The sequence below is a fragment of the Providencia sp. PROV130 genome (assembly GCF_028482225.1).
GTDB lineage: Bacteria > Pseudomonadota > Gammaproteobacteria > Enterobacterales > Enterobacteriaceae > Providencia > Providencia rettgeri.
This window is the reverse complement of sequence record NZ_JAMPQC010000037.1, coordinates 1-17,421: the sequence shown is the minus strand read 5'-3', so window position 1 is coordinate 17,421 and position 17,421 is coordinate 1. Positions and strand designations below refer to the sequence as shown.

The following is a 17,421-nucleotide window of genomic DNA, read 5'->3' as shown; positions in this document are numbered from 1 at the left end:
CAAACTAACCCGTATTACGCATACCTGCAGCAACCCCTGCAATCGTTACCATCAAGGCTTGCTCGACACGTGGGTCTGGGTGCTCTTGTTGGCGAGAACGATGTAAAAGCTCTGCTTGTAAGACGTTTAATGGGTCGGTATAGACATTACGTAACGCGATAGATTCTGCTATCCAAGGTAAATCCGCCATTAGCGCTTCGTCTTTCGAAACCGCCAATACGCTTTTAATATCCTCAGACAACTGGTCACGTAGTTTTTGCCCTAATGGCCATAAGCGCTCTTCCACTAAGCGGTGGTCATAATATTCTGCCAGCCATAAGTCTGCTTTTGCATAAACCATTTCTAACATCGCAATACGTGTATTAAAGAATGGCCACTGCTGCCACATTTCATCAAGAACAGCTTGTTTGCCTTCTTTCTCAATGACATGTTTCAGTGCTGCACCAGCGCCTAGCCATGCGGGAAGCATTAAGCGGTTCTGCGTCCACGCAAAGATCCATGGAATAGCACGCAACGTTTCCACGCCACCCGTTGGCCGGCGTTTTGCAGGTCGTGACCCAAGCGGTAATTTACCTAACTCTAGTTCAGGCGTCGCAGCGCGGAAATAAGGGACAAAATCCGGTTGTTCACGCACATAATCACGGTACATCGCGCAAGACACATCAGATAGTGAATCCATCACGGACTTCCACTCATCTTTTGGCTCTGGTGGTGGTAAAAGATTCGCTTCTAATATTGCACTCGCGTATAAGGCAAGGCTGCTAATCGTGACTTGTGGCAAGCCGAATTTAAAACGGATCATTTCGCCTTGTTCTGTTACCCGCAGCCCACCTTTTAAACTACCTGGTGGTTGAGAAAGTAATGCTGAATGTGCAGGTGCACCGCCGCGGCCAATTGTACCGCCACGCCCATGGAATAATGTCAGTGTGACACCTTCTTTCTCACACAACTTAATGAGTGCATCTTGTGCACGATATTGCGCCCATGACGCCGCCATTACCCCTGCATCTTTAGCCGAATCGGAGTAACCAATCATCACCATTTGGCGGTCATCAATAAGGTCGCGATACCACTCAATGCTTAAAAGCTTGGTCATCACGCTTTCAGCGTTGTTTAAATCTTCCAGTGTTTCGAATAGTGGCGCTACTGGCAAGCGGACTGACGCCCCATTCTCTTTCAGCAACAATTTAACCGCCAACACGTCTGACGGAACTTTCGCCATTGAAATAACGTAAGCTGCGATAGAATCATTTTTGGCTTTCGCAATCACACGGCAAGTTTCAAATACTTCCTGTGTTTCTGCACTTGGCTGCCAGTCTTGAGGGATCAGTGGGCGTAACGATTGTAGCTCTGCCAGCAAAAATTGTTGTTTTTCCTCTTCTGACCACTGCGAGTAATCACCCAACCCTAAATACTGAGTTAGCTCTGCAATGGCTTCAGTGTGACGAGTGCTTTCTTGGCGCACATCAATACGTACCAATTGCAAACCAAAGCTACGAATACGGCGCAATGTGTCAAGCAATTGCCCATTCGCAATGATTTTCATATTGCAGGCAATTAATGATTGATAACATGCATATAGCGGGTCCCATAATTGGGCGTTATCTACCAATAAGTCTGCCGGTGGTAAAACTTGCTCGCCTTTAACACGGCGCTCTAAATACTCTAATGTCGAGAATAATTGGCTACGTAAATTTTTCGCAATTTGGCGATAAGGCTCATCAACATCATCTCCCCCTGCTAGCGCACGCAGCTCTGGGGTTGCTTCTGTCATTGAAAGCTCTGATACCAACACTTGAATATCTTTGAGAAATAAATCTGCCGCTTTCCAGCGACTCAGTAATAGTACCTGACGAGTCACATCCGCAGTCACGTTCGGGTTACCGTCTCGGTCCCCCCCCATCCATGAAGTAAAGCGGATTGGGTTTGCTTCAACGGGTAACACCGCGCCGATTGAGTCTTCCAACTGTTCATTAAATTCACGTAAGAAAGCGGGAACCCCTTCCCACAATGAATTTTCAACAACGGCAAATCCCCATTTTGCTTCATCAATGGGCGTTGGTCGAATTTTACGAATTTCATCGGTATGCCATGATTGTGCCACTAATTGGCGTAAGCGGCGCATGATATTATTACGTTCATAATCTGCAATATCATCATGGTCGAGTTGTGATAAGCAGTTGTTTACCTCAACCAATTTGTGGATCAATGTACGGCGAGCAATTTCCGTTGGGTGAGCCGTTAAAACCAGCTCAATTGAAAGCTGTTCAACCGCTTTTTGGATATCACCATCAGTGAAGTTTTTGCCTTTTAATCGGCTAAACAGATTTTTCAATGCCACTGGGTTACTTGCCGCTTCACCGTGAGGCGAAATGCTGTGATATTGCTCAGCAACGTTTGTCAGGTTTAAGAATTGGTTAAATGCCCTTGCAACGGGTAGCAATTCATCATTAGAAAGATTTTGTAATGTCATCAGCAATTTTTGGCGCTGAACTTCATTACCTGCACGAGAAGATTTGGAAAGCTTACGAATGGACTCAACTTTGTCGAGTATGTCCTCACCTAAGGCTTCCTTGATGGTATCGCCGAGTAGCTTACCCAGCATACTGACATTACTGCGCATTGCGGAATATTGCTGATTCATGAGACTCCTGACCTTGTGCTTCTGGCAGAATGCTTTCCCGCACGATTCACGGTTAACAGACTGCACCCAGTTTCCTGTAACAAAATTTCAGTCGGCTGCGTTAGAGTTGTCGTTTTGTGATGCAGGCCGCTAAATTTACCCTTCAGTGTATATTCATATCAGAAAAAAATGACTTTGGGGGATTTTTCTGAAATTTAATTACAGCCTTATTTTTATTAATTTTTCTTATTTAAGTATTGTTTCAGCGCAATATATCGTCGATTCAGCACTTTTAAGACATGAATAATGTTTAAGAATTAAATCATCAGAATAAAAAACAGAAAATGAAGGGGTAAATTAAAAATATTCATAATGCATCGGCGCTCTCAATACTACCAAGAACACCAATACACCTGAAAAATGATTATAAAAGTTGAGAGAGCCGGTTTAGATCCGACTGAATAGCGCCAGCGGTCACATCGCGCCCTGCTCCTGGGCCTCGGATCACTAATGGGTTGTCTCGATACCAACGGCTCTCGATAGCAAACACATTGTCACCCGGTAATAATGAGGCTAGAGGGTGTTCCGGTTTCACGGCTTCCACACCGACTTTTGCTTTGCCTTTTACTGCATCAAACCGCGCTACATAACGTAGCACTAACCCAAGTTCTTGCGCCGCTTCTAAACGTTGCTGCATCTGCTCATTAATAATGGCGCTATTTTCAAAGAACTCATCGAGTGAACCCGTCTGAGCCTGTTTCGGTACTAAAGATTCCACTCTCACATCATCGGGTTCAATGTCATAACCCGCTTCACGGGCTAAAATAATTAATTTTCGCATGACATCTTGCCCTGATAAATCAATGCGTGGATCTGGTTCAGTTAACCCTTGCTGCCAAGCTTGCTCTACTAGCTCGCTAAATGGGATAGAACCGTCAAACTGTAAAAATAGCCATGATAGTGTTCCGGAAAAAATACCACTGATAGCCAGAATCGAATCACCACTTTCTTTTAAGTCCCGTACCGTATAGTTAATCGGTAACCCTGCTCCTACTGTTGCGTTGTATAGCCAGTGACGACCTGTTTTCGAAAACGCATCGCGAATTTGACGATATTGTGCCGTTTGCGCTGCCCCCGCAATTTTATTTGCACTGATCACATGAAAACCATAACTCGCAAAATCCACATAGTTATCTGCCAGTGTCTCACTTGCGGTGACATCTAATACCACTAAATCATCATAAGGATGGGAACGCATCCATAAAAATAGGCTATCGTCCTCATGCTCTACGGCTTCGTCATCAAAGAAAGCCAGCGCACGGCTTGGGTCAATCCCTTGGTAATTCAGTAAGCTACGGCGGCTATCTACCACACCGGCTAAGACAAAATCAAAGTCACTACGTGCCGAAATTTTGTGTTGCTCCGCAGCAAAAAGCTCTAACCAACGCGCACCAATGTTCCCTTTACCAAATAGCACTAATCCAATGCGTTTTTCTGCACGGAATAAGCTCTGGTGCATCCCTTGAATTAAGTGCTCGGTTTGGTTAGAACGCAAAACAGCGACTAAACTGATGGCATCCTCTGAATGCCAAATAAATTCAACAGGCTGCCCTTTTAATTCCTCATAAAAACGGTGGCTATGTAATGGCTTTTTACACACACCTGCACCGACTAACGCAACCAAAGAAAAACCTTCACGTAATGATAATGATCCCGGTAACCCGGCTTCTTCAAGGGTATTTAAGGCACTTTCGACAATTTCAGAGGTATAACATAATTGCAGCAAAGAACGGTCATGATGAATACCACGCGCCAAAGGACGCAATTGAGCACGCTTAAGTAATAAATCCACATCTTTGCAGATTTGTTTAAAATCACGGCCGGCAGCGATACGCAATTCAATTAAGCACACATCATCATGGCTAGTCACGATTTTTGCCCCTGCTCCTGACGCGAGTACCCGTTCAATTTTTGTTGAGCCCTGCTCCGGTTGGTAGCTACACCTTAATTGCAAATCAATATTGCTCACGGAAACGGGTTGTAAAGTGCGTGTATGTAAAACAGGAGCCGCTAAGCGCGCCAATTCACTGGCTTCATCTAGGCGCAATAAGGGCAATAAACAGGCATCTTTCACTTTGCGTGGGTCCGCGCTATACACCCCAGCGACATCACTCCAAATCGTTACTTTTCCCACATCTGCTAACGCACCGACTTGTGTTGCAGAATAGTCACTCCCATTACGCCCAAGCAGTACCGTCTCACCTTGCTGATTACGCGAAATAAAGCCTGTCACGACAATACGTCGGTTCGGTAACTGAGTTAACTGTTGTTGCAATAAATAACGCGATTGTGTTTCATCGACCTGCGGTTGTGCCGCTCGCTCAGCGCGTAAAAATAAACGCGCATCTAACCAAGCACTCGTCATACCCGCCAGAGCAAGCACCTCAGCCATAAGGCGTGCGGACCAAATTTCACCGTGCCCTACCACTTCTGCATAAGTCGCATCATTTGTCGGTTTATCCAACAACGCGCTTAAACGCTCTAAATCGCGAATAAATAATTGGCTTAATTCTACGGCTTTTTGTTCCGGTAAAAGAGATTCAATTAAATCAAGTTGATAGCGGCGTAACGACTGTTGAGCTTGATGAGCCGAAATACGGTCACTTTGGCTTAATTTCAACCAGTTAATCAACTGATTGGTTGTACTACCCGCGGCAGAAACCACCATTAAATCACCGGGTTGACTATAGTTTGCCATAATTGTTGCAACGCGTTGATAGCACTTCGCATCGGCTAAACTACTGCCCCCAAACTTATGTAACTGACGGTGACAAGGAGCCACCTCAACCGCTGTTAGTACACTCATCAAAAAACTCCGCTAACGTTGTGCCGCAACCTGAAATGCGTGATCTAAGTCTGTGATTAAATCCTGAGGATCTTCAATTCCCACTGAAATTCTTAGCAAGCTATCTGTAATCCCTGCTTGCGCACGAGCTTCTGCTGACATACCTGCATGCGTCATTGTCGCAGTATGGGAAATCAATGTTTCCACTCCACCCAATGACTCCGCCAATGTAAACAGGCTAAGTGAGCGAAGAAAATGGCGAAGTTGTGACTCATCACCTGCAAATTCAAAACTCAACATGGCGCCAAAACCTTTTTGTTGTTTCAGCGCTATTTCGTGCCCAGGATGATCTTCCAATGCAGGATAATACAATTTTTTCACTAAAGGCTGCGATTTAAGATATTTTACGATCTCTTGTGCATTTTGCTGTTGCTGTAACACACGTGGGGATAGAGTTCGGATGCCTCTTAATAATAAGTAGCTATCAAAAGCGCCCCCAGTGACACCTATATTATTCGCCCACCACGCTAATTCTATTGCCCATTTTTCCTCTTTGGTAATCACTACACCAGCCACAATATCTGAATGACCATTAAGGTATTTTGTACATGAATGCACAACAAAGTCAGCCCCTAATGACAGTGGTTGCTGGAGGATAGGGCTTAAAAATGTATTGTCGACAACCACTAACGCACCAACATCATGCGCTAATTGAGCAATATGCTGTATATCAAAAATTCTTAATAATGGGTTACTGGGTGTTTCAATTAAGACTAATTTAGGTTTTTTAGCGAGCGCAGCTCGTAATGCAGATTCATCACTTTGATCAACAAATTGCACTTGGTAAGCCCCACGCTGACTTTGGCTATTAAATAACCGATAACTTCCGCCATAACAATCATGAGGTGCAACTAATAGATCACCGGGCTGTAAAAAAACAGTACAGAGTAAATGAAGCGCTGACATCCCACTGTTGGTCATTACTGCGCCGCTTCCCCCCTCAAGTTGTGCCAATGTTTTTTGCACAATATCCCGACCTGGGTTTCCACGGCGTGAGTAGTCATGTGCGCGGGGCTCATTAAAATCAGTGAAGTTATAGGTGCTGGACAAATAAATGGGAGGCACAACACAACCAAATTGTTGGTCATCGTTTAATCCATTATGAATTGCGATGGTTGACGGTTTGTAAGTCATAAACGCTTCTCCTGAACAGTGATAGGCCAAATCATACCCATCGGATGTTTAGACGTCAACATATCTAGACGTCTAAACCTCTTTACGTTTATATCAAGTAATGGAATAATCAGCCTTAATAATTATGTGTAAATTGATAGTCAATCGCATAAGTGGGTTTAACTCGTTAATTTTAGACAGTATTTTGTGTTAAAATAAGTGAATCCTCATCGAACATATATGCAGATATTCTCGATTTAGAGCTTAGAATAAGTTCCTATTAAAAAGAATATGCATATTATTTTTAATTATTACTGAAAATATCCAAGGTAACCCATGGCTGAATGGAATGGTGAGTATGTCAGTCCGTATGCTGAACATGGCAAAAAGAGTGAGCAAGTAAAGAAAATTACAGTATCGATTCCTTTGAAGGTACTAAAAATTTTAACTGATGAGCGTACTCGCCGTCAGATCAATAACTTACGTCATGCCACTAACAGTGAATTACTGTGTGAAGCATTTTTGCATGCATTCACAGGCCAACCACTGCCAAATGATGAAGACTTGCGTAAAGAACGTAATGACGAGATCCCTGAAGCCGCAAAAGAAATTATGCGCGAATTAGGTATCGACCCTGAAACGTGGGAATATTAATCCCAATTAGTCGTCATTACGTACCTCAAAGTTTTAACTACGTCGCAAGCCTTGCGACGTAGTGTCTTTCCTTATGTTTTATTCAATGTTGCTTTGAATTCTTGCCAATCCATTCGTAAATGTTGTTATATTTCGGCTCCATAACCCGAAATATGAATAAATTAATTCCACAGTTGTAAGAACAGGTAACACAACCCACCAACTCATAATATTTCCTTATATTTCATACTAAAAAATCACTCTTTTACTATGAAAAATGGCCGCTTATTCTGTTTATCAAAAAATCAAAAATTTACCTTAAGTACATTATTTATTTAGACCTATAATAGATGCTGATATTTAATTAACTACATGAATGGTAATAAATAATGAAAAAAATAATTGCAGTTTCCCTACTCAGCCTTGTATCTAGCGTGGCTATGGCATCTGGCAGCGGTTTTTATGTTTCTGGTAAATTAGGTACATCTATCATAAAACTATCGGACCAAAAATGGTCTGATGAAGATGGTAGTGTTAGTGGTGGTAGTAAAACAAAAGGTGTATTTGGTGGGGGTATTGCTCTTGGTTATGACCTGTACGATACAACTTCTTTACCTTTACGTACCGAATTAGATATTACGCTGCGTGGTAAAGCCTCATCTAAACATAATATTTTCTATGAAAATAATAGTTTCTTTACCGCTTCAGATGACAGCAAAAACGATATCACATTAAATACCTTTATGGTTAATGCTTATTATGACTTCAAAAACGAAACCAATTTCACCCCTTACGTATCCGTTGGATTAGGTTTAGCAAGTATTAAACATAAATCGACTTATTCATACGAAGAAAAAAGCCATCATTCTATGTACTATGGCTATGATTCATTTTCTAAATCTAAAACAAAAAGCAACTTTGCTTGGAGCTTAGGTTTAGGTTCACAATATGCTGTGAATGATAACCTTTCATTAGATTTAAGCTATCGCTTCTTAGATGCGGGCAAATCTGACGTCAGTTATAACGACGATGGCGAGACGCTCAAGTCTAAAGTCAAAGTACGCAGTAATGACATCATGTTTGGTGTGCTTTATCGTTTCTAATTTCTTCATTTAGACATAAAAACGCTTATTTTGGGCATTAAAAAAGGGAAACTCAGTTTCCCTTTTTTTCGCATTTCACAAGTTCGATTATTTTTTAGAACCTGGGATGCTGAAACGTTGGTTGAAGCGATCAACACGACCACCAGTCGCAACATCACGCTGTTTACCAGTATAGAACGGGTGGCAGTTACCACAAACGTCCAGGTTCAGCGAGTGACCAGCAGTTGAATTAATTTTCATTACATTACCGCAAGAACAAGTTGCAGTAACTTCTTCGTATTTAGGGTGAATACCTTTTTTCATGGGAGAACCTCTATTAAGGCCGTGTCGCCATTCCAGCCCTAACGCCGGACACCACACGTCGTGTTGATTGAATTTAATATATTGGTAAAAATAAATACCAAAGGCGGCGGATCATACAGAAATTCTGTTTATCACGCAATGAAAACTGAGTAAATTTTGTGGTACTCTAGTCAACAATCGCTCGCATTATCGCATAAAAAATAGACGGAAACCCAGATATGATCGTCGTTCAGGTGGCTTTACCTGTCCCATTAAACCGCACATTTGATTATCGCCTTCCTGATAACATGCCACTGCCAGTGATTGGCAGCCGTGTTATGGTGCCGTTTGGCAAGCGCCAAGCCCTAGGTATTGTGGTAAAACACAGCGATAAAAGCGAGTTTGCTGAAGATAAATTAAAAGCTATCGAACTGGTTCTCGACCATCAAACACTCTTCCCTGATGATATTTGGCAGCTCTTACTGTGGTCTTCCCAATACTACCACTACCCAATTGGCGAAGTACTATTCCACGCATTACCCACATTGTTGCGCCAAGGTAAACCCGCTGAATTTACCCCGATTTGGCAATGGCAAGTGACAGATGAAGGCTTAGCCGTTGACCTTAATGAGCTCAAACGCTCCCCAAAACAGCAGCAGGCCCTCGCACTTTTACGTCGTAGAACCGTTTATCGCCATCAAGTGAATGAGCTTGAAATCAGTGAAAGTGCTCTGCAAGCACTGAAAAAGAAAGCTTATATTGAGTTACATCCCGTTCAACCGACGAGCGAAAAGTGGCAACCAAACTTTACAGTTTGTGGTGAAAGGTTGCGGCTTAATAGCGAGCAAGCTACCGCTGTCGGTGCTATACGTGCTGAAGATGACCAATTTTCACCATGGTTGCTCGCAGGGATAACAGGGTCTGGTAAGACTGAAGTCTATTTGAGTGTTCTGGAGAATGTCCTTTCTCAAGGTAAACAAGCTTTAGTACTGGTGCCTGAAATTGGTTTGACCCCACAAACTATTAGCCGTTTTCGTGAGCGCTTCAATGCGCCTGTTGATGTGTTGCACTCTGGGCTGAACGATAGCGAACGTTTAGCCGTATGGCTACGCACGAAGCAAGGGCAAAACGCCATTATTATTGGCACTCGCTCAGCACTGTTCACGCCTTTTGCCCGCCTTGGCATTATTATTATTGATGAAGAGCATGACAGCTCATACAAACAACAAGATGGTTGGCGTTATCATGCACGTGATTTAGCCGTTTTCCGTGCGAAAAAGAACAATATCCCCATTGTGATGGGCACTGCAACGCCATCGTTAGAAACCTTATTTAATGCACAACAACATAAGTATCGGCAATTAAATCTCACTATTCGTGCCGGTAATGCACGCCCTGCGACTCAACATCTTATTGACTTAAAAGGCCAACCGCTAAAATTTGGCCTTTCTCACTTATTAATTCAACATATTAAAGAACATCTTGCACAAAACAATCAGGTGATTTTGTTTTTAAATCGTCGTGGTTATTCGCCAGCATTAATTTGCCATGAATGCGGCTGGATTGCTGAGTGCCAGCGCTGTGACCACTATTACACCTTACATCAAAATTTCCATCAATTACGCTGCCACCATTGTGATAGCCAACGTCCAGTTCCTCACCAATGCCCACAATGTGGTTCAACGCATTTAGTGCCTGTTGGAATGGGAACTGAACAACTTGAGGAAGGTATTTGTGAACTATTCCCTGACACCCCTGTTACCCGTATTGACCGTGATACCACAAGCCGTAAAGGGGAACTGGAACAACATTTAAATCAAGTACATGAGGGAGGAGCTAGAATTCTAATAGGCACACAGATGTTAGCCAAGGGCCACCATTTCCCTGATGTCACCTTAGTCGCCTTATTAGATGTTGACGGGGCTTTATTCTCAAGTGACTTTCGTGCAGCCGAACGGTTTGCTCAATTATACGTGCAAGTTTCTGGCCGAGCAGGCCGAGCCGGTAAACAAGGTGAAGTGTTCTTACAGACTCACCATCCCGAACACCCGCTGCTGCTCACACTACTTGAAGAGGGTTACAACGCATTTACCCAAGAAGCGATGGAAGAGCGCCGAATCGCCATGCTACCGCCTTACACCAGCCATATATTGATCCGTTCAGAAGATCACAATAACCAGGACTCGCGTCAATTTCTGCAAAATGTACGGCAATATATAACTCAACACCCACAAAGCGATGAAAAAATGTGGATTTTAGGCCCCTCACCGTCGATTCAAGCTAAACGTGGCGGCCGATTCCGCTGGCAATTGCTATTGCAACACCCTTCGCGACTTTATTTACAGCAGTTTATGGCGAAACTGTTGCCAGAAATTCTTCAACACCCAGAAAGTCGCAAAGTAAAATGGAATATTGATGTGGACCCAACTGATTGTTAACGCATGAACAATGCTAAAGGATTCATTTTATCTAACCATTTAACTTTATAGGCGATACCAATATTGTCTTTGCAGCATATTGATAACTTTGAATTATTTACCCTATAATGCTAAACAACCAAATTGGATATTTTTTATACACGTTGAGCTTCATTTATCTTTTTACCCTTAGAATTATTTTCAAAATTTGCGAAGCAGCTCTAAAAAATGACGCAAGTCACACTTTTTATGCAAACTAGGTAACAGATATTATTGAGAAACCAATTAGAATAACCACTAATAATGACGTACTTGCGCTATTCAAAAAAAGCAAACGATTAAATCAATCTAAGGAAGGCGTTGTGGAAAGTAAAAAACACAATCACACGGCAACAATGAAAGATGTTGCCAGTGCCGCGGGCGTTTCGACAGCGACGGTGTCAAGAACACTCATGAACCCGGAAAAAGTTTCTTTGCAAACACGCCAAAAAGTCGAACAAGCGGTGATGGATGTTGGTTATTATCCTCATAACCTTGCTAGAAGCTATAAGCGCAATGAATCAAAAACCATTCTTGTACTTGTTCCCAATATCCGCGATCCGTTCTTTAGTGATGTCGTCTGTGGGATTGAAGAAATCGCTGCTCAAGAAGGCTATTTTGTTTTGATTGGAGACTGTAAACACCAAGAAAAACAAGAAAATGCTTTTATTAATCTTATTATTACCAAACAAATTGATGGCATGGTCTTACTGGGCTCCAATATTCCGTTCGATATCTCAACGGAAGAGCAGAAAAACCTTCCTCCGATAGTGATGGCGAATGAATTTGCGCCTGAGCTAAAACTACCGACTGTGCATATCGATAACCTCACTGCCGCGTTTAATGCGACACATTACCTGCAAAAACAAGGCCATAAACTGATTGCTTGTATTGCAGGCCCTAACCATATGCCTTTAAGTCAATACCGTTTAGAAGGGTATAAAAAAGCCATGTTGCGCACAGGCGAAAAACTGCGTGAAAATTATATTATCCGTGGCGATTTTACCCATGAAGGTGGGGCTGAAGCTGTGAAAACATTGATGTCACTTCCTGAACCACCTACGGCTATCTTTTGTCACAGTGATATCATGGCTATTGGCGCGATGTGGCAAGCGAAAAAAATGGGCTTGAAGCTCCCTGATGACCTTTCTTTTGTTGGTTTTGATAACTTAGAGCAATCAAAGTATACCTTGCCAGCCCTAACAACCATTAATCAACCTCGTGCTGAAATTGGTCATCATGCGATGCAATTACTGCTTGAGCAAATCCATGGACACAATGTAAACCCGGGTTCACGTCTCCTAGATTCTGATTTAATCATCAGAGAGAGCACAAAAGCGCCTAAAAGCTAGTCAAAGTTGCTCGGGTTAAGTAACATGTTAAGCCAAATGATGACGAACAATTGATAACTAGTGAATTAATAGCGTGGCACAAAAAGATTATGTAGCTCGGGGGCGCTCATCCGCCCGTAAAAAAAGCAAAGGTAAATCAAAGAAAGCACAAGGACTCCCAATGACAACATTGGTTGTTGCTGTGGCAATTGTCGTGCTATTTGTTGGCGGCCTGTTTTATATCACTCAAAATAAAAAGGACACACCGCCCCCCCAAGTTGTCACACCAACAACACCGGGAAGTACGCTTCCACCAAAGCCTGAAGAACGTTGGCGCTATATTAAAGAGCTCGAACGTCGTGGTGTGGATATGCCAAATATTCAACAACCGAGTACTGGCAATAATATTGTGCGCCCATCAGATTTAACACCTGAACAGCGCCAGCTATTAGAGCAAATTGATTCTGACAGACGCCAGCCTGTCACTAACTTGCAAGAAATCCCTGCAAACGGTAAACCCGTACCGCGCTCCCAAGTGCTCATCAATGAACCGGCTCAACCTATCGAGCCAGTACAACGTAAACCGGTGGCCAATACCCCGCCAAAACTTGAGGCTCAACCAACCGCGCCCGCAGCTCAACCACAAACGGCACCAAGCACTAAACCGACAAACAGTTTACAAAATATGGTTGTTCAATGCGGTTCATTCCGTACAGCAGAACAAGCCGAGTCTGTGCAAGCTACTTTGGCATTTTCAGGTATTGAAAGCCGCGTAAGCGCAGGTGGAGGTTGGCACCGTATCGTTTTAGGGCCTTATTCCAAGTCCACCGCCGAAAAAATGCGTGACCGCGCAGCAGGTGCAGGTGTTTCCGGTTGTATTCTTCGTGCTTCTGGGGGTTGAAAAATTCCTCCTCCCCCCCCATGTACTGTTTTAATGTACTCATGAGCGGTACTTTGTGGCTTCAACCTAGTTCAAGTGATAGTTAATTAGACAACTATCACTTGAATTTACTCTTTTGAAAATCACATACAACCGCATTCTTTTTTTGTAATAAACCAGGGGCTAACTCATGACAACAATCGTAAGTGTTCGCCGTAATGGCCAGGTCGTAATTGGTGGTGATGGACAGGCGACGATGGGTAATACCGTCATGAAAGGCAATGTCCGCAAAGTTCGCCGTTTATACAACGACAAAGTCATTGCCGGATTTGCCGGTGGCACCGCAGACGCATTCACATTATTTGAACTGTTTGAGCGCAAACTCGAACTGCACCAAGGCCATTTAACAAAAGCGGCCGTTGAACTCGCTAAAGATTGGCGTACCGACCGCATGCTTCGCAAGTTAGAAGCCTTGTTAGCTGTCGCCGATGAACACACTTCACTGATCATTACGGGTAATGGTGATGTGGTTCAACCGGAAAATGACTTAATTGCTATTGGCTCCGGTGGTCCCTATGCTCAGTCAGCCGCGCGTGCTTTGTTAGAAAATACAGACTTAAGCGCCAAAGAAATCGCTGAAAAAGCGCTCGCTATTGCAGGTGATATCTGTATTTACACCAACCATAATGTCAACTTTGAAGAAATTTCTTCAAAATCATAAGGATTGCTAGTATGTCCGAAATGACTCCACGCGAAATTGTCAGCGAACTCGACAATCATATTATTGGCCAAAATAAAGCCAAACGTTCTGTTGCGATTGCTCTGCGTAACCGCTGGCGCCGTATGCAGTTAAATGAAGTGTTACGTCACGAAGTCACACCAAAAAATATTTTGATGATTGGGCCAACAGGGGTGGGTAAAACTGAAATTGCTCGCCGCCTGGCGAAATTAGCCAATGCGCCATTTATCAAAGTCGAAGCGACTAAATTTACTGAAGTCGGTTATGTCGGAAAAGAAGTTGACTCGATTATTCGTGATTTAACTGACTCCGCCGTTAAAATGGTGCGTTTACAGTCTATTGAAAAAAACCGCTATCGCGCCGAAGAAATGGCTGAAGAACGTATTTTAGACGTTCTTATTCCACCCGCAAAAAATAATTGGGGGCAATCTGAACCAACGGATGAGCATTCCCCAGCTCGCCAAGCATTCCGTAAAAAATTACGTGAAGGCCAATTAGACGATAAAGAAATTGAAATTGAAGTCGCTGCATCCCCTATGGGTGTTGAAATTATGGCACCTCCGGGCATGGAAGAGATGACGAACCAGTTACAATCCATGTTCCAAAACTTAGCAGGCCAAAAGCAGAAGCCACGTAAGATGAAAATCAAAGAGGCATTCAAACTGCTAGTTGAAGAAGAAGCAGCTAAATTAGTCAACCCTGAAGAGTTAAAAGAACAAGCCATTGAAGCAGTTGAACAAAATGGTATTGTCTTCATCGATGAATTCGACAAAATTTGTAAACGTGGCGGCCAAAGCTCAGGGCCAGATGTCTCTCGAGAAGGGGTTCAACGCGATTTACTGCCATTAATCGAAGGCTGTACCATTTCGACTAAACACGGCATGGTCAAAACCGACCATATCCTGTTTATCGCTTCAGGTGCGTTCCAAGTTTCGAGCCCATCAGACTTGATCCCTGAACTCCAAGGCCGCTTACCAATTCGTGTTGAATTACAAGCGCTGACAACTGAAGATTTTGTGCGTATTTTGACTGAACCAAATGCCTCATTAACTGAACAGTATAAAGCGCTGATGGCAACAGAAGGCGTAAATATTGAATTCACGACTGACGGTATCCGTAAAATTGCGGAATCCGCATGGCAAGTCAATGAGTCAACCGAAAACATTGGTGCTCGTCGCTTGCACACCGTGCTTGAGCGTTTAATGGAAGATATTTCTTTCGATGCCAGTGACCGTAACGGGCAAACTATCCAAATCGATGCAGATTATGTCAAACAGCACTTAGATGAGCTGGTGGCGGATGAAGACCTGAGTAGATTTATTTTATAATCTTATTAATTATCTGGTTTTCATGTATCCTTAATATACATCGACTAAAGTGCAGCTTTTATCGCTGCACTTTTTTCTATGAAATATTCTGCCCATTACATTGAAAATACTCAGGTATCTCTCTATATGATGGGTTATTAAATTATTAAGAACACATCTCTAAAGAGTTTGAATTATAGGTAACTGCATGCAGTCGACATCCACAACAATAAGTCGTAAACAAGCTTGGATTGAAAGTCTCCGCCCTAAAACCCTACCATTAGGGGTGATTGCGATTGTGACAGGCTCTGCACTCGCTTATTTAACTAATAATTTTAAATGGCCCGTCGCTTTATTAGCACTTATCACCGCGGGTTTATTACAGATTTTATCTAACCTTGCGAATGACTATGGTGACGCAGTCAAAGGCTCTGATACCGCAGAACGTATTGGTCCATTACGTGGTATGCAAAAAGGTGTTATCACGCAAGCGGACATGAAAAAGGCGCTCAAACTAAATATTACGGCAGCCTGCCTTTCTGGCTTACTGTTAATTATTGTTGCGTGCGAAAAGCCAGAGGATGCCATTGGTTTCGTTGCACTAGGCCTTATTGCTATCGTTGCTGCAATTACCTATACCGTCGGCAAAAAACCCTATGGGTACCTAGGGTTAGGGGATATTTCTGTCTTAATTTTCTTTGGCTGGCTAAGTGTTATTGGGACTTATTATTTACAAGCTAATAGTTTTAATATCATCACTATTCTACCCGCAACTGCTTGTGGGTTGCTCTCTGTCGCAGTACTGAATATCAATAATATGCGTGATATCGAAAATGATATTAAAGCAGGTAAAAATACCTTAGCGGTACGTTTAGGCCCCCAAGGAGCTCGGATTTATCACACCATTATTATTGTTGCGGCAATTTTATGTTTGGCATTTTTTAACCTAATTTACTTGCACGGGTGGAGTGGTTGGTTATTTTTATTAGCCGTACCGATGCTGATGAACCATTTACGCCGCGTTCTGAGTGACCCTACCCCAGAAGGCATGCGTCCTTTACTCGAAAATATGGTGAAAGCCGCACTCGTAACCAACGTTTTATTCTCCATTGGCGTTGTGATGAGTAAATAACAGTCACTATTTGTCGTTTTTTTGACTTTTTCCGCCTATTTTTAGGCGGGTAACTTTGCCAAGTACTGTTGAAAAGGGATATACTGGCTACCTCTTGCAGCAAAAAAGACCTAACTCCTATGAAATATGATACTTCCGAACTCTGCGATATTTACCAAGAAAGCGTTAATGTGGTAGAACCCCTTTTCTCCAACTTTGGTGGACGTACTTCATTTGGCGGTCAAATCATTACGGTTAAGTGCTTTGAAGATAATGGCCTACTGTATGATTTGCTGGAAGAAGACGGCACTGGGCGTATTCTCCTGGTTGATGGTGGCGGCTCTGTCCGTAAGGCACTCATTGATGCTGAAATTGCCAGACTCGCCGTTGATAACCACTGGGAAGGCATTGTGGTTTATGGTGCCGTCCGTCAGGTAGATGCACTAATGGAGCTTGATCTCGGTATTCAAGCTATTGCGGCGATGCCTGCAGGCTGCCCAGATGAAGGCATCGGTGAAAGTGATATCCGCGTTAATTTCGGCGGCGTCACCTTCTTCTCTGGTGACTACCTTTATGCCGATAACACTGGCATTATTCTTTCTGAAGAGCCATTAATCCCGTCTGGGACCGACGATTTTATCGAAGATGACAATATCGACGCATAATCCGTTAAAAATTCTATAAATAAGGGCAGCAAATTATTGCAGCCCTTATTTTTATACGCTACAACGCGAGGTATGCCGAAAGTTTCTCTAAACCCTACAGCGTGAGATATAACAAACATTTCTCTAAATAATTCGTGTTGTAGGTAGGTGGCAAAGTCGATAAGACCCTAGGAGCATACATAAGTCTGTGACTAGGGCGAAGAGACGAAGCCAGCGCCCTACAATGTGAGGCATAACAAACATTTCTCTAAATAATTCGTGTTGTAGGTAGGT

At 43.0% G+C, this 17,421-nt stretch carries 13 protein-coding genes; 9 read left to right on the top strand and 4 right to left on the bottom strand.

Going from position 1 to position 17,421, the window contains the following annotated elements:
* Window positions 1-4: 4 nt before the first annotated feature.
* The 3 genes from ppc to metB all read right to left on the bottom strand — a co-directional run bounded on the left by ppc (window position 5) and on the right by metB (window position 6,662).
* On the bottom strand, window positions 5-2,644 hold the full coding sequence (gene ppc / locus PSF28_RS21225) for a phosphoenolpyruvate carboxylase (RefSeq protein ID WP_109912971.1): 2,640 nt from the start codon (window positions 2,642-2,644) through the stop codon (window positions 5-7).
* 403 nt (window positions 2,645-3,047) lie between these two features.
* Window positions 3,048-5,489: a bifunctional aspartate kinase/homoserine dehydrogenase II gene (locus PSF28_RS21220; RefSeq protein ID WP_102140409.1), complete on the bottom strand. Its 2,442-nt coding sequence runs from the start codon at window positions 5,487-5,489 to the stop codon at window positions 3,048-3,050.
* 12 nt (window positions 5,490-5,501) lie between these two features.
* Complete coding sequence (metB, locus tag PSF28_RS21215) at window positions 5,502-6,662, bottom strand: cystathionine gamma-synthase (RefSeq protein ID WP_102140410.1); 1,161 nt, start codon at window positions 6,660-6,662, stop codon at window positions 5,502-5,504.
* A 315-nt stretch (window positions 6,663-6,977) separates the two neighbouring features.
* Between metB and metJ the strand changes: the two genes are divergently transcribed.
* Together metJ and PSF28_RS21205 are read left to right on the top strand one after the other, a co-directional pair.
* Complete coding sequence (gene metJ, locus PSF28_RS21210) at window positions 6,978-7,295, top strand: met regulon transcriptional regulator MetJ (protein WP_004265315.1); 318 nt, start codon at window positions 6,978-6,980, stop codon at window positions 7,293-7,295.
* Between the two features lie 368 nt (window positions 7,296-7,663).
* Entirely contained in the window at window positions 7,664-8,377 is a 714-nt protein-coding gene (locus PSF28_RS21205; RefSeq protein WP_210838057.1) for an outer membrane protein, read from the top strand.
* A gap of 87 nt (window positions 8,378-8,464) precedes the next feature.
* On the opposite strand, the gene rpmE is transcribed toward PSF28_RS21205, so the two are convergent.
* The gene (rpmE, locus tag PSF28_RS21200; protein WP_004265313.1) at window positions 8,465-8,680 is read right to left on the bottom strand and encodes a 50S ribosomal protein L31; all 216 of its coding nucleotides are present in this window, start codon (window positions 8,678-8,680) and stop codon (window positions 8,465-8,467) included.
* Window positions 8,681-8,898: 218 nt separating this feature from the next.
* On the opposite strand from rpmE, the gene priA reads away from it, so the two are divergent.
* From priA to rraA, 7 genes are all read left to right on the top strand, one after another.
* Window positions 8,899-11,097: a primosomal protein N' gene (priA, locus tag PSF28_RS21195; RefSeq protein ID WP_272685618.1), complete on the top strand. Its 2,199-nt coding sequence runs from the start codon at window positions 8,899-8,901 to the stop codon at window positions 11,095-11,097.
* A 341-nt stretch (window positions 11,098-11,438) separates the two neighbouring features.
* Window positions 11,439-12,467, top strand: a complete 1,029-nt coding sequence (cytR, locus tag PSF28_RS21190; protein WP_102140413.1) for a DNA-binding transcriptional regulator CytR — start codon at window positions 11,439-11,441, stop codon at window positions 12,465-12,467.
* A 73-nt stretch (window positions 12,468-12,540) separates the two neighbouring features.
* Window positions 12,541-13,347 (top strand): cell division protein FtsN, encoded by an 807-nt coding sequence (gene ftsN, locus PSF28_RS21185; protein WP_272685617.1) that lies wholly within the window; start codon window positions 12,541-12,543, stop codon window positions 13,345-13,347.
* Between the two features lie 169 nt (window positions 13,348-13,516).
* Entirely contained in the window at window positions 13,517-14,047 is a 531-nt protein-coding gene (gene hslV / locus PSF28_RS21180; protein ID WP_004265304.1) for an ATP-dependent protease subunit HslV, read from the top strand.
* Between the two features lie 11 nt (window positions 14,048-14,058).
* Window positions 14,059-15,393: an HslU--HslV peptidase ATPase subunit gene (gene hslU, locus PSF28_RS21175; RefSeq protein ID WP_102140415.1), complete on the top strand. Its 1,335-nt coding sequence runs from the start codon at window positions 14,059-14,061 to the stop codon at window positions 15,391-15,393.
* A gap of 187 nt (window positions 15,394-15,580) precedes the next feature.
* Window positions 15,581-16,504: a 1,4-dihydroxy-2-naphthoate polyprenyltransferase gene (locus tag PSF28_RS21170; protein ID WP_102140416.1), complete on the top strand. Its 924-nt coding sequence runs from the start codon at window positions 15,581-15,583 to the stop codon at window positions 16,502-16,504.
* A 119-nt stretch (window positions 16,505-16,623) separates the two neighbouring features.
* A complete protein-coding gene (gene rraA / locus PSF28_RS21165) occupies window positions 16,624-17,148 on the top strand; it encodes a ribonuclease E activity regulator RraA (protein ID WP_102140417.1) in 525 nt (174 codons plus the stop codon).
* Window positions 17,149-17,421: the final 273 nt, after the last annotated feature.

Excerpts from the sequence above, each read along its gene's own strand:
- ppc (WP_109912971.1), bottom strand. The coding sequence starts at position 2,644 with ATGAATCAGCAATATTCCGCAATGCGCAGTAATGTCAGTATGCTGGGT.
- PSF28_RS21220 (WP_102140409.1), bottom strand. The coding sequence starts at position 5,489 with ATGAGTGTACTAACAGCGGTTGAGGTGGCTCCTTGTCACCGTCAGTTA.
- metB (WP_102140410.1), bottom strand. The coding sequence starts at position 6,662 with ATGACTTACAAACCGTCAACCATCGCAATTCATAATGGATTAAACGAT.
- metJ (WP_004265315.1), top strand. The coding sequence starts at position 6,978 with ATGGCTGAATGGAATGGTGAGTATGTCAGTCCGTATGCTGAACATGGC.
- PSF28_RS21205 (WP_210838057.1), top strand. The coding sequence starts at position 7,664 with ATGAAAAAAATAATTGCAGTTTCCCTACTCAGCCTTGTATCTAGCGTG.
- rpmE (WP_004265313.1), bottom strand. The coding sequence starts at position 8,680 with ATGAAAAAAGGTATTCACCCTAAATACGAAGAAGTTACTGCAACTTGT.
- priA (WP_272685618.1), top strand. The coding sequence starts at position 8,899 with ATGATCGTCGTTCAGGTGGCTTTACCTGTCCCATTAAACCGCACATTT.
- hslV (WP_004265304.1), top strand. The coding sequence starts at position 13,517 with ATGACAACAATCGTAAGTGTTCGCCGTAATGGCCAGGTCGTAATTGGT.
- hslU (WP_102140415.1), top strand. The coding sequence starts at position 14,059 with ATGTCCGAAATGACTCCACGCGAAATTGTCAGCGAACTCGACAATCAT.
- PSF28_RS21170 (WP_102140416.1), top strand. The coding sequence starts at position 15,581 with ATGCAGTCGACATCCACAACAATAAGTCGTAAACAAGCTTGGATTGAA.
- rraA (WP_102140417.1), top strand. The coding sequence starts at position 16,624 with ATGAAATATGATACTTCCGAACTCTGCGATATTTACCAAGAAAGCGTT.